Consider the following 12,658-nt stretch of genomic DNA (forward strand, 5'->3'; position numbering starts at 1 on the left):
CTGAATCCAGCGCTTTTCCGTGGTGCTGGTGATATACATGTACTCGGAGCCGACCGGCCCGCAGTAGATGCGCTGCACCAGGGCGATGATCTCGCGCAGCTTCATGCGGTCCGGGGCGCAGAGGGAGCCGGTGTAGAAGACCAGACCCAGGTCCTCGCCGCCCAGGTGGTGATAGTCTGGGTCCAGGTCCTGGATGCGGGGCTTCTCGCGCAGCTCAATCGGGTCGGTGTCGGCCACCTGGTGGCCGCGCGAACGGTAGGCGTTGATCAGGCGCAGGACCGCCGCCTGCTTCTCGGCCGCCGCCGGCTCCAGGTGCGTGGTGGTCGGCCGGTGCGCCCGTGCGCGGCTCTCTTGGGCGAGGCGTACGAAGTTCTCGCGCACCGGGCCGTGGGCGATTTCGGGGGTTGTGCCTGGAGTGATGGGCGTCAGGGGGCTTTACGGGTCCCTTTTCGGGCAAATCCTTGAAAAGCCGGGTGGGGGTGGGTTTCAGTTCCCACCCCATGCCTCTGTGCGTGCGAAGGACGTGACTTGCGTAAATGTTTTCGGTAGTGTGTGCGTTTATGTTTGGCGAAACCGTTAGACGAGACATTCGACGGAGGCATGATGACAGGCGAGGCAAATGTACCGCGCAAGTTTGCGGCAAAGCTCCTGGCTAATGAGGTTGAATCTCTAAAGCTTACTTGCGCTCTACTTGTCAAGATGACGCGTGCCTACAAGAGTTCGACTCAGCCGGATGGCGCGACGCAAACCGACATAGCATCCAACTCGGGACTGCACCGACCACAGGTTAGTCTATTGGAAAATGGGAAGTTTATTCCGGATGACGAACGCCTCAGTGCAGCGCTCACGGCTTGCGGTTTTGACCTGAACAAAAAAGGGGCCACCGCGTTCTACGCACTGCTTCGTTTCATTCGTGACAAAGAGAGTGATCTACAGCAACTCGAAAAGGAACTGCCTGATTGAGAGGTTCGCCACGAAGTTAGGATAGATCGAGAGTGAAGATGCCTTTAAGCCCTACAAATCCTGGGCGAGCCGCAGGCCCGTTTGGAAGCCGCCGCGGCCGGGTTCGACGCCGTGGCGAAGCGATACGCGTGGCCCGCCCGGGTAATCGCTCCAAAAGCCGCCCCGCTGCACCCTCCGAGCAGAAAGGCAAGCTTCCTCGCGCCACTCCGAACTGTCGGATGGCGCACCAATGAAGCTGTCATGGTAGCAGTCCTGTACCCACTCCCAGACATTACCCTTAGATAGCTTGGCGCATTCGGAACAATAGTCGGTCTGGGCACCGCCACGCGCGGCATATTCCCACTCGGCCTCGGTCGGCAGGCGGTAGGGTTTGCCGGGGGCTTTGGCATTCAGACGCTTAAGAAACTCCTGCGCGTCATTCCAGGAGACCGAGTCCACCGGCCCGTCCTCGGCGATATGGAGGGAGGGGTTTACGCCCATGATTTTCTGCCATTGCGCCTGGGTCACATTGAATTTGCCGATCCGGAAGGAGTGAACAGTGACTTTATGCACCGGCTGTTCGTGGCCCTCACACTGGCCATCCCCAGGGCTGCAACCCATCAGGAAGACTCCGCCAGGCAGTTTGATCATCGGCAAGAAAACGTCGAGCGAAGCGAGCAGGGCTTGGCGCTTCTTCTCCGCGCGGCGCTCTAGCTCCGCCTGCTTTTCCATCTCGGCCATACGCGCCTGCCCAGCTAGGCGCTCCCGCTGCGCCTGTCGTTCCACCGCTGCTTGATGGGCCAGTTGCGTTTGACGTTCCAGTTCCGCTTGTCTTGCCATCTCAGCCATACGCGCTTGTTCAGCTAGACGCTCCCGCTCCGCCCGACGCTCAGCCTCGGCTAATTCTCTCGCCATCAGGTCTACTATTGCCAACCTGAGCGATTCTCGCGTTTCTGCGGTCACGAAGCCGCTCGCCTCCAGATTCCGGGCCTTCTGGAACGCCGCCAGCGCGTCGCGCGCCCGCTCCCCGAATAAGTCCGGCCCCTGACCGATGCCGAGCCAGCTAAGGAAATTTTGGACTCCGAACCATCGGCCGCCGGGTGGTGGACCAAGATCAAACCCGAGACGATCAAGCTGACCGCTAATCTTGCGGCGGTCTTCGGCAGTGAGGCCAAGCGCGGCCTCCTTGCGCTCCGGAGTCTCGGCAGGCACATCCTGAGGTTTTTGGGGCTTCTGGGTATGACCAGTCGGCCCGATCTCAGGTTCCGCACCCGGCTCCGGCGGCCTGCCCGCCACGGGCGCGGCGAGGACCACTCGAAAACCTGTGTCGGCGGTCTTGACGTCCCCGGCAACGTCATAGGGCTGGACCTCGACCCGCGCATCCGCCCGCAGTTCATCGTCCGCGCTGTGGATGCCCCCGCCCATCAGGACATCGCCCCCGACCTGACCCGGGAACTGCGGGGAGCTATAGGGTTCATTCATGACCTCCCAGGCATTTCCATACAGGTCATGCAGCCCTTGGGGGTTGGGCAGACGCCGACCGATGGGGGCGATCTCGCCATCGGCGTTGCGGCTGTACCAGGCGTGGCGCTCCAGTCCCTCCGGCATGGGATAGCGGGCCTGCGCAAAGACCTCGTCCGTGACTGCTGCACCGCCCCTGGCCACATACTCCCATTCCCTCTCCAAGGGCAGGCGCACAAAGGCGGGCTTACCGGCGACCCGCGGTAAACAGGGTTTTGCATCCCCCTCGCAGTTGGGCAGCCGGGCGGCATTGGTGTGCAGCCAGCGCGAGAGGTCCGCGGCGAAGTTGGTCGCATCGTTGCGGCTCACGCTGACCTGCGCAAGCACTCGCGGGTCAGTCGTACCGGAGGTGGGGGCAGTGGCAGGAGGGCAAGTTTGGCCGGTTCCCTGGGCCTTGACCGCCTGATACTGGAGGGCGCTGACCTCGTACTTGCCGATCAGTAGGTGCCGCTGCGCGTCCCCCGCCGCTCCCGCAAACGGACCGATCAATCGGGTCCGTCGGCTGTCGTCGGGGGTCGCCACCGGACGGAAGGCCAGGGCGCCGCCGCAGGGCAAGGGCAGGATCAGGTCGTCGGCCAGAGGTTGCGGGTTATAGAGCGCCTCAGGCCAGACGTTGGACAGTGCCGCGTGGGATGGGGCGGGAATGACAAAAGCCAGCGGAAAGATAACCGCCAGCAGGTTTAAGCGGCCTATTATCGTAATAGCGGCTGGATGGGAAAAGGATGCACCAGAACAAATCTCCCGACGCTCCATCGCTCAGCCCTCTCAACCCGCCCCCCCGAACACTTCCTCCAGGCTCCCGCACTCCAACACCCGATCCGCCCAAGCCTCAAGCTCGGCCTCCCCGGCTTGCTCCAGGCGCTTATCGACCCATGAAGGCAGAAGGCCAAAGCGTCGGGCTAGCAGGCGATGCAATAGCTCGGCTTTGCCTTGATGCTTCCCCTGTTTCATTCCTTCCTTTACACCTTCGTCCTTCCACTCATCGGTCCAGGTTTTCACGCGCTCGGCTAGCATGTCGTTGATCTCCTGCAATTCGTTGAGGTTCGGGATCTCGATCCCGGGCAACCGGGCCGGGAGCAGCACGCGCTTGAGCCAGACGACGAAGGCGCGGCGCAAGCCGGCGTTCTCCGGTCCGGCCAGCCATTCGATCAGACAACCGACGACCCGTTGGATGTTCTCGGGGGCGCGGGCGTTCTCCAGCCGGAACAACGCGGCGGCGGCATTGGGCAGACCCTCCAGGTCGGCCTCGCGGTAGCGACGCTCTTCCAGCAGAAGATAGCGGATCTGGGGCTGCCAGCGTACCAGTTCCTTCGGCAGGCTGGGGTCGATCATGTCCGCGAGGTCGGTCTTGGCGGTCCAAGGGTCCGAGCCGTTGTAGATGACCACGGGCAACACGGGCGGCAGCGGATCGCCGGGGCCGATCTCGCCGGACTTGAGCAGGTCCTCGTAGAGCAGACCGACGTAGGTCAGGAGCCGCACGGCCATGGCGCGGTCGACCGTGGACTGAAACTCCAGGATCAGGTACAGGTAGAGCCAGCACTCGCGTCCGTCCTGGACGATCCGCAGGCGCCAGATCACGTCGTCTTCGCGCTCGCGCAGGTCCTGGGTGATGCCGCTCTCGCGCACCCGCTGCAAGGTGTCCAGGTCCAACCCTGCGGCCCAGTCCTCGTGCACGAAGGCGCGGATCAGGTCGGCGACCATCTTGCGATGGGAGAACAGAAGCTTGTAGGAGGAATCGTGCTGGGCCATCGTAGGCTGTCCCTGGGGGGTTCAGAGGAGAAGGATACCCAATCGGTGGGGTCGGCGCAGCATTGAGGTGCAAGGTTCCGGGTACGGGCTGGGTGTCCGCGGGTGCGTCGATTCTGGAAGCCTCACACGCGTCTGCGCCGCGCACGGACGGCGGCAACCTCAGCGGCGATCTCGTCTTCGGTGAGGTGTGGTACCCTGGCGTCTCGCAGTTGCCGCATCGCGTCGAGTAGCTTGGTTCCGGCCTCGCGACGGATTGCGTCCTCGATCAGCCGCTCGATCCCGCGCTCGGTCGGTAGTCCGGCCTCCCGCGCCTCGCGGGCAACTTGATCCAAGAGGGTGATCTTCAGATCGACTGTCTGCATGGGATGGCCATTCGGGTGGGGTTGGCGATGGTCGATTGTAACCCTGCCAGTCCAGGCTCGTAATCGATACCCCTGCGCCGTGCCAGGACCCGCCAAGGCTGAAGTCTTGGACTCCAGCAAGGCTCCGCGGGCCTTGATCGTCCGGTCATTGGCGCATGTGGCGCGAGGCGCCTGACACATGCGTAACACCGCGCAGCGGTGTTACGAAAAGAGAAGCCAGCAGGCTGTCGGATTTCTTCGCGACCCTGCAGGCGAAGGTCGTGGCCCTGCCGCCGCGACCCCGGCGCCAGCGACCGCGTCGACCCACGCCCTCAACTCTCATGCCGGCGGCGTCACGGAGGTGGCCAGAGTTATAGAGGACTTATTTGACATGCTAGCGCATCGGACGGCAGGCGCCAATTATCCTTTGCTTTTCATATCGGTGCAGAAACATCTCACATGTGGATGTCGCTTTCTCAAATGAGTGATCGAATATGATCAAGGCCGTCACGAGTTAGCTGCAACGCGCGTCCTCAGTAAGTCGACCAATTGCCGAAAGTCGGCAGGCTGTTGAGCGATAGGAAGCTCCAGCAACCCTTTGGCAATTTCCTTATTCTGCACTTTCCCTTGAAGCGTCGATTTATCGGCAGCGATCACCTGGAAGCAGGTCCCCGCGATACAACGAAATACCTCCTTTCCGGACATACGCTCCAACCAGCTACCAACGCCGTATTGCAGAGGGATGGCTCCGCCGCTGAGTTCATCGACAAATGTCGCATAAAGGACCGCGACAGCGTTCTTGGAAAGTGTGGCGGCGACCGCCGTCGCCTTGTCGAACAGCGCGGCAAGTTCCTCAAGTCGCTTTTCACCATCCGACCGCGTGCGAAAGTCGTCGGGGTTAGCGAAATGGCTGGCAAAGGATGTCCGCACCGACCGGTGTAACGCCAGCAAGGTCAGATTGGCTCCATCGAGAAATAGACGGCGGTTGCATTCATCCAAAATGCGCTGCCGAAGCACCGGCTCCGGGACCTTGAGGAATCTGGACCCCATGAGATAGTCGGGATCGATGAAATAGTTCTCAAGTTCGCGTTTGCGCCAGATGATGACATTATGTGTCTCGGGATTGGGAAAGTCCGACCATGAACGCTCGACTGCGGCTTGGTCCTGATCGTCGCGATCGATCAGGAAATAGTATGACGGGTGATGGCGAATCAGGGCCTGCGCAGCACTGCGGACATTTTCGCAGCCGCCCATCGGCCGCACGTCGATTTGCGTCAGCCCATTGATCCGCAGTAACTCTTTTATAATGACCGGATCGATCTCTTCGTCTGAACTGCCTTCCACAAAAACCGAATGGCCGGCGCTTTGAAGAACCCTGGTAGCGTCGCCTCCACTCTGAATCTTCATCGCGCCGACCCAATGTCATCGGGAACGAGCAACGCGCGACGGCTCTCATCGACAGAGCGGAATATTTCTTCGGAGTGTGTCGCGAGGATGTACTGATTACGCGGCGCGAGCTTCCGCAATTGCTCCACGAAATCCCCGTGCCACTCGGCGTTCAGATGCAGTTCGGGTTCGTCGATCAGCACGATCCCGGGCTGCTCGGCAGTATTTCGCCAAATCAGGAAAAGGGTCGCGATTATTTCCTTTTGACCCGAACTCAACCCATTGAAAGAAAAGGAGTGCGGAGAATTGTTGAGCTTGATACGCAGATCGGCGCGATTGCCGGGCAGCGACCCGAGCTGCTCGATGCGTCCGCCGCAATAGCGATCGATGAGTCCGTTCACGGTATCGAGCACATCGGCAGACTCACGGTTATCCAGCCCTTCAAAAAGCGACGCCTTGCCCATCAAAGAGCGCAAGATCTCCAGCTTAAAGGCGCTGACGGCACTCATGACGCTGCGTCGTGCGATACTGCCACTATAGATACGGCCAGCAAAGCTAGATCGCGGGTCCGCGTCATAATCAGCAGCGATCATGCCCAATTCCGGATTCGCCTCTTGGACCTTGCGATAGCTGTTGAAATGCAGCAGCGGCGGCATGACTAAGGGCTCGCTCCAAAGCGCCAAGATACTGTTTAGCGCTTGATCGACGCCACCCAACCAGGATTGCCTTGAGTCATCGGGACGTCGGAACATGTCAAAAATAGATGAGTCCCCGGCAATTTGCGGCCCATCAAATCCTTTCCGGGAGATTTTCAGGGTCACTTTGCAGCGTTTACTGTCCTGTTCAAAATCTCCCACGATGACTGCCTTTTCGCAACCGGCAGTGACCAGCAAACTCAGAATCTCGGCGATCGGTCCGCTGTCCGATTCGCGCATCCGCGTCGGTTTTCCGGTCGCGCCAGCCAGCGTCAAGAGCGAGCAACACTCAAGTACCGAAGTCTTGCCGCCACCGTTCTTGCTGCCCAGGACCATGATGTCCAGGTCGCCGGCCATGAGGGGCGGCGGGAAATCGATTTCCAAGCGGTCGAGCTTCTTATAGTTCTCGATGCTTAAGCGACTAAGTCTGATTCCAGTCGCTGGCGGTGAGGTCTTTTTTGCCATTTATATTAGCTGCTTGGGAGTAAAACGCTTGCGCGCATCCGTGCGCCCTGGCAGCGGGTCCTATCCGCCTAGACCCGCAGCAACAACCGCGCCGGCTCCTCCAGCGACTCCTTGATGGTCACCAGAAACTGCACCGCATCGCGCCCATCGATGATCCGGTGATCATAGGTCAAGGCCAGATACATCATCGGCGCGATAACGACCTGCCCCTTCTCGGCAATCGGGCGCTCCTGGGTCTTGTGCATCCCCAGGATCGCGCTCTGGGGCGGGTTGAGGATGGGGGTGGAAAGGAGCGAACCGAAGATGCCGCCATTGGTGATGGAGAAGGTGCCGCCGGTCAGGTCCTCGAAGCTCAATGACCCGTCCTTGGCCTTGCGCCCGAAGTCGGTGATGCCCTGCTCGATGTCGGCCATGCTGAGCTGGTCGCAGTTGCGCAGGATCGGCACCACCAGGCCGCGCGGGGAGGACACGGCGATGCCGATGTCGTAATAGCCGTGGTAGAGGATGTCGTTGCCGTCGACCGAGGCGTTGAGGACCGGGAAGCGCTGCAGGGCCTCGACCGCGGCCTTGACGAAGAAGGACATGAAGCCCAACCGCACCCCGTGGGCCTTCTCGAACTGGTCCTTGTAGCGGTTGCGCAGTTCGATGACCGAGGTCAGGTTCACCTCGTTGAAGGTGGTGAGCATGGCGGCGTTGGCTTGCGCCTGGAGCAGCCGCTCGGCCACCCGCGCGCGCAGCCGGGTCATGGGGACGCGCTGCTCGGGGCGGCCGGCCTCGCCGCTCAGGCCCGGGGCGCTGAGCACCGGGGTCGGGACCGTGTCGGGGTCGCGCTCCGGCACGGCCTTGTCACGGTCGTCCAGGAAGGCCACGACGTCCGCCTTCTGCACCCGACCGTCCCGGCCGCTGCCGGCGATCTGGGCCGGGTCCAGGTTCATCTCCTTGACCAGGCGGCGGGCGGCGGGGGCGAGCACGTCGTCGGCCTTGGGGGCGGCGTCGACCCCGGGGCCGCTGCCCGCCGGCGTCGGCGCGGCGGGCGCGGTCGCAGTCGCGGCGGCGACCGCGGCAGGATCGGTGTCGATGACGGCCAGCACGGTGGCGGCGGTGACCAGGGTGCCGACCGGGGCCGCGATGGGGCCGAGCACGCCGTCGGCCGGGGCCGGGACCTCCAGCACCACCTTGTCGGTCTCCAGGTCGACTAAGTTCTCGTTTTTCTTCACCGCCTGCCCCGGCTCCTTGTGCCAGGCCAGGACGGTGGCGTCGGCGACGGACTCGGGGAGGGCGGGGACTCTGACTTCACTACTCATTTGGTGGGGGATCCTGCGCTTCAAGCTCGGGTTGGAAGGCCGGCCAAGGCCTCGTCGATCAGGCGGTCGAACTGCTGTTCATGGGCGGCGTGGTGGCCCACGGCGGGCGCGGCGGAGGCGGGCCGACCCACATACCGGGGCCAGCGCCCCTCCGGCAGCAGTTCATGGAGACGGTGTTTGAGCTGGTCCCAGGCGCCCTGGTTCTTGGCCTCCTCCTGGCACCAGACGGTTTCGGCGGCGACCGGATAGGCGGCCAGGGCGGCGGTGAACTGCTCCTTGGGGAAGGGATAGAGTTGCTCGATGCGGATCAGGGCGCAGTGGGTCAGGCCGCGCGCGCGCCGCGCCTCCAACAGGTCATAGTAGACCTTGCCGGCGCAGAAAATCACCCGCGTCACCCCGGCCGGGTCGATGGCCTCGGTCTCCGGGATCAGGGTCTGGAACCGGCCGGTGGTGAGGTCGGCCAGGCCGCAAACCGCGAGGCGATGCCGCAGCAGGCTCTTGGGTGTCATGACGATCAACGGCTTGCGGTAGTCGCGGACCATCTGGCGGCGCAGCAGGTGGAACATCTGGGCCGGGGTGGTGGGGACGCAGACCTGGATGTTGTGTTCCGCACAGAGCTGGAGATAGCGCTCCAGCCGGGCGGATGAATGCTCCGCCCCTTGCCCCTCCAGGCCGTGGGGCAGCAGCATGGTCAGGCCGCAGGCGAGCCCCCACTTGGTCCCGGCGGAGGTGATGAACTGGTCGATGACCACCTGGGCGCCGTTGGCGAAATCGCCGAACTGGGCCTCCCACAGGGTGAGCCCGTGGGGCTCGGCGGTGGCGAAGCCGTACTCGAACCCCAGCACCGCCTCCTCGGAGAGGATGGAATCGATGGCGATGAAGGCGCCCTGGTGGGGTCCGATGTGCTGGAGCGGGGTATAGGACTCGCCGCTCACCTGATCGTGGACCTTGGCGTGGCGATGCACGAAGGTCCCGCGCCCGCAGTCCTGGCCGGACAGGCGCACCGGCGTCCCGGCGTCGAGCAGGGTGGCGTAGGCCAGGTTCTCGGCCATGCCCCAGTTGAGCCGTTGCTCCCCCGCGGCCATCTTGGCGCGCTCCTCCCACAGCTTCGCCACCCGCGGGTGCAGCTCGAAGCCCGGCGGCACGCGCAGCATCACCTGCGCCAGGGCCTGGAGCTTGGGCAGCGGCACCCCGGTGTCGATGGCCTGGTCCCAGTCCTCGCTCTGGCAGTCGGACCAGTTGACCCGATAGGCGTTGTCGAGGCCGCACAGCACCGGCCGGGCCACCACCACGCCCTGCTCGATGGAGCGGCGATAGTCCTCCACCAGGGCCGCGGACTCCTCCCGGGACATGACGGCGGCGGCGGCGAGACGCTCGGCATAGAGTGCCCGGGCGGTGGGGCGGGCGGCGATCTTGCGGTACATCATGGGCTGGGTCACGGCCGGCTCGTCGGCCTCGTTGTGACCCAGGCGGCGGTAGCAGAGCAGGTCGATGACGATGTCCTTGTGGAACTCGTTGCGGTAGTCGAGCGCCATGCGGGTGACGAAGATCACCGCCTCCGGGTCGTCGCCGCTCACATGGAAGACCGGGGCCTGCACCAGCTTGGCGATATCCGTGCAGTAGGGGCTGGAGCGGGCGTCCAGCGGGTGGCTGGTGGTGAAGCCGATCTGGTTGTTGATGATGATGTGCACGGTCCCGCCGGTGGAGTAGCTGCGGGTCTGGGACAGTTGCAGGGTCTCCATCACCACGCCCTGGCCGGCGAAGGCGGCGTCGCCGTGGATCAGCACCGGCAGGACCTGGTCGCCGGTCTGGTCATGGCGGCGGCGTTGGCGGGCGCGCACCGAGCCCTCGATCACCGGGTTGATGATCTCCAGGTGCGAGGGGTTGAAGCCGAGCGCCAGGTGCACGGCCCCGCCGGGGGTGTCCACGTCGGTGGAGAAGCCCAGGTGATATTTCACGTCGCCCGCCATCTTGTGCGCGTCCATCGGCATCCGCCCCTCGAACTCGTCGAACATCGCCTGGGGCGGCTTGCCGAAGATGTTGGTCAGCACATTGAGCCGGCCGCGGTGGGCCATGCCGATCACGACCTCCTTCTGGCCCTTGCGCCCGGCGCGCTGGATCAGCTCGTCCAAGAGCGGGATCAGGGCCTCCCCGCCTTCGAGCGAGAAGCGCTTCTGGCCGACATAGCGCTGGTGCAGGTATTTCTCGATGCCCTCGGCGGCGGTCAGCAGGAAGAGGATCCAGCGCCGGTCGGCGGTTTCCAGTTCCGGGGTCGCCCGGTAGGTCTCCAGGCGCTTCTGAATCCAGCGCTTTTCCGTGGTGCTGGTGATATACATGTACTCGGAGCCGACCGGCCCGCAGTAGATGCGCTGCACCAGGGCGATGATCTCGCGCAGCTTCATGCGGTCCGGGGCGCACAGTGAGCCGGTGTAGAAGACCAGATCCAGGTCCTCGCCGCCCAGGTGGTGATACTCTGGGTCCAGGTCCTGGATGCGGGGCTTCTCACGGAGCTCAATCGGGTCCGTGTCGGCCACCTGGTGGCCGCGGGAGCGGTAGGCGTTGATCAGGCGCAGGACCGCCGCCTGCTTCTCGGCCGCCGCCGGTTCCAGGTGGCCGGTGGTACGCTGGTGCGCCCGCACGCGGCTCTCCTGGGCGAGGCGTACGAAGTTCTCGCGCACCGGGCCGTGGGCGATCTCGGCCGGGATCGGGGTCGGGCGGGCGCCTGGCCGGGCGGCACCCGCGAAGGACTGCGCCTCGTTGGCCGCCGCCTGGCGCATGGCGTCGAAGCGGACCCGCCAGGCGCGGTCGACCGCCTAGGGGTCGCGCAGATAGCGCTCGTAGAGGTCTTCGATGAAGGCCGCGTTGCCCCCATACAGGGCACCGGAGGAACGGAACAATTCGAGGATTGCGCTCATACTGGGTGGCGATCGGCCCGGTTGCTGGTCTTGAGGATCGGATATCCGTGGTTTATAGCACAGGCCATCTTGGCGTCGCTTGAGTTGTTTGACGCGCCCCGAAACACGACAATGGCCCGGCATCTTGCCCGACACCGGGCCCCGCAGCGGCAGCACTCGCCACACGAAAGAACATGGTCAATCCGGAGTCCGTGGTCAACCAGGAGCGTCAGCGCCATCGGGTTCGCCTGGCGCGGTTGGAGGCGGATATTGCCTATTTTCAGGCCCGCCTGGAGATGATCGGTGAGCCGACGAGCACCAATCAGATCGCCCAGCGCAAGGTCTTCAAACTCCTGCACAAATTTACCGGCGGCAAGGTCCTCCAGGCCAAGCGCGAATACTCGGAGTTGGCCTGAGTGTGCACCCTCGTCATCCTGCGGCGCCCGGGTCACCCCTGGCCGGTCCTGATCGCCGCCAATCGCGACGAACTGGGCCGGCGCGCCGCGGTGCCGCCCGCCCGGCACTGGCCCGACCGCCCGGGGGTGGTTGCCGGCCTGGATGTCGCGGCCGGCGGCAGTTGGCTCGGCCTCAACGACGACGGCCTGGTCGCCGCCGTCATGAACCGCACCGGCACCCTGGGGCCCGCGGCCGGCAAGCGCAGCCGCGGTGAGTTGGTGCTGGAGGCCCTGGACCACGCGGAGGCCGACGCGGCCGCCGGGGCCCTGGCCGATCTGAATCCGGCCGCCTACCGGCCCTTCAACCTGGTGCTGGCCGACCCCGGCCGCGCCTATTGGGTGCGCCACGACGGCGCGGGGCCCATCCGTGTCCACCCCATCCCGCCCGGCCTGCACCTGCTGAGCGCCACCGAACTGGATGACCCCGACCATCCGCGCATTGCCCTGCATCGCCCGCGCTTTCTCGCCGCCGCGGTCCCGCGGCCGGAGTCCGGCGACTGGGCCGCCTGGCGCGCGCTGCTCGCCGACCCCGACTATCCTGAGTCCCTGGGACCGGAGGCGGCCATGGTGCAGGAGCGCCCGGACGGGTTCGGCACCCGCTCCAGCGCCCTGATCGCGCTGCCGGCCTATCCCCGGCGCAACTCCCCGCCCCGCTGGCTACACGCCGAGGGCCGACCGGACCGCACGCCGTTCTTGCCGGTCACGCTGGAGGACGCGGGGTGGCGAGGCATTGCCTCGGACTGAGGATTCGCACGCCACACGTCCAACGCCGAGGGTCCTGCCTGCCGGTTGGAAATGGACAGGATTAACAGAATTTTTCAGGACGATGCGTGCCCTATAGCTACAGCGTCCGGACGTACTCGGGGACCGGGCGTCGTTGTCGTTGTCGTTGTCGTTGTCGTTGTC

At 64.4% G+C, this 12,658-nt stretch carries 9 protein-coding genes and 2 pseudogenes; 3 read left to right on the top strand and 8 right to left on the bottom strand.

The genetic code is table 11. The annotated features are described in order from the left end of the window. Nucleotides 1–399 (bottom strand): annotated as a pseudogene (sucA, locus tag QZY48_RS08550) (2-oxoglutarate dehydrogenase E1 component); the annotation flags it as partial. 204 nt (nt 400–603) lie between these two features. Between sucA and QZY48_RS08555 the strand changes: the two are divergent. Next, nucleotides 604–963 (top strand): helix-turn-helix transcriptional regulator, encoded by a 360-nt coding sequence (locus QZY48_RS08555; RefSeq protein ID WP_295430127.1) that lies wholly within the window; start codon nt 604–606, stop codon nt 961–963. Between the two features lie 51 nt (nt 964–1,014). Here the strand turns inward: QZY48_RS08555 and QZY48_RS08560 are convergent, their stop codons facing one another. The 7 genes and pseudogenes from QZY48_RS08560 to QZY48_RS08590 form a co-directional block, all read right to left on the bottom strand. Then, complete coding sequence (locus QZY48_RS08560) at nt 1,015–3,216, bottom strand: SUMF1/EgtB/PvdO family nonheme iron enzyme (RefSeq protein WP_295430129.1); 2,202 nt, start codon at nt 3,214–3,216, stop codon at nt 1,015–1,017. A 12-nt stretch (nt 3,217–3,228) separates the two neighbouring features. Next, nucleotides 3,229–4,212 carry an Rpn family recombination-promoting nuclease/putative transposase gene (locus QZY48_RS08565; RefSeq protein ID WP_295430130.1) on the bottom strand — a complete coding sequence of 328 codons (984 nt, stop codon included), beginning with the start codon at nt 4,210–4,212 and terminating at the stop codon, nt 3,229–3,231. Nucleotides 4,213–4,334: 122 nt separating this feature from the next. Then, a complete protein-coding gene (locus QZY48_RS08570) occupies nt 4,335–4,574 on the bottom strand; it encodes a hypothetical protein (protein WP_295430132.1) in 240 nt (79 codons plus the stop codon). 486 nt (nt 4,575–5,060) lie between these two features. Continuing rightward, nucleotides 5,061–5,960 carry a hypothetical protein gene (locus QZY48_RS08575; protein ID WP_295430134.1) on the bottom strand — a complete coding sequence of 300 codons (900 nt, stop codon included), beginning with the start codon at nt 5,958–5,960 and terminating at the stop codon, nt 5,061–5,063. Continuing rightward, nucleotides 5,957–7,099 carry an AAA family ATPase gene (locus QZY48_RS08580; protein WP_295430136.1) on the bottom strand — a complete coding sequence of 381 codons (1,143 nt, stop codon included), beginning with the start codon at nt 7,097–7,099 and terminating at the stop codon, nt 5,957–5,959. The genes QZY48_RS08575 and QZY48_RS08580 overlap by 4 nt, the downstream gene beginning before the upstream one ends. A gap of 68 nt (nt 7,100–7,167) precedes the next feature. After that, entirely contained in the window at nt 7,168–8,403 is a 1,236-nt protein-coding gene (odhB, locus tag QZY48_RS08585; RefSeq protein WP_295430142.1) for a 2-oxoglutarate dehydrogenase complex dihydrolipoyllysine-residue succinyltransferase, read from the bottom strand. Further along, a pseudogene (locus QZY48_RS08590) lies at nt 8,404–11,318 on the bottom strand (2-oxoglutarate dehydrogenase E1 component); the annotation flags it as partial. A gap of 173 nt (nt 11,319–11,491) precedes the next feature. Between QZY48_RS08590 and QZY48_RS08595 the strand changes: the two are divergent. Both QZY48_RS08595 and QZY48_RS08600 read left to right on the top strand, forming a co-directional pair. After that, nucleotides 11,492–11,713 (top strand): hypothetical protein, encoded by a 222-nt coding sequence (locus QZY48_RS08595; protein WP_100922130.1) that lies wholly within the window; start codon nt 11,492–11,494, stop codon nt 11,711–11,713. Continuing rightward, on the top strand, nt 11,714–12,496 hold the full coding sequence (locus QZY48_RS08600) for an NRDE family protein (protein WP_295430140.1): 783 nt from the start codon (nt 11,714–11,716) through the stop codon (nt 12,494–12,496). Nucleotides 12,497–12,658: the final 162 nt, after the last annotated feature.

This window comes from uncultured Thiodictyon sp., assembly GCF_903828115.1.
GTDB lineage: Bacteria > Pseudomonadota > Gammaproteobacteria > Chromatiales > Chromatiaceae > Thiodictyon.

Coding starts and splice junctions, on each gene's coding strand:
- QZY48_RS08580 (WP_295430136.1), bottom strand. CDS start 7,099: ATGGCAAAAAAGACCTCACCGCCAGCGACTGGAATCAGACTTAGTCGC.
- odhB (WP_295430142.1), bottom strand. CDS start 8,403: ATGAGTAGTGAAGTCAGAGTCCCCGCCCTCCCCGAGTCCGTCGCCGAC.
- QZY48_RS08560 (WP_295430129.1), bottom strand. CDS start 3,216: ATGGAGCGTCGGGAGATTTGTTCTGGTGCATCCTTTTCCCATCCAGCC.
- QZY48_RS08575 (WP_295430134.1), bottom strand. CDS start 5,960: ATGAAGATTCAGAGTGGAGGCGACGCTACCAGGGTTCTTCAAAGCGCC.
- QZY48_RS08595 (WP_100922130.1), top strand. CDS start 11,492: ATGGTCAATCCGGAGTCCGTGGTCAACCAGGAGCGTCAGCGCCATCGG.
- QZY48_RS08570 (WP_295430132.1), bottom strand. CDS start 4,574: ATGCAGACAGTCGATCTGAAGATCACCCTCTTGGATCAAGTTGCCCGC.
- QZY48_RS08565 (WP_295430130.1), bottom strand. CDS start 4,212: ATGGCCCAGCACGATTCCTCCTACAAGCTTCTGTTCTCCCATCGCAAG.
- QZY48_RS08555 (WP_295430127.1), top strand. CDS start 604: ATGACAGGCGAGGCAAATGTACCGCGCAAGTTTGCGGCAAAGCTCCTG.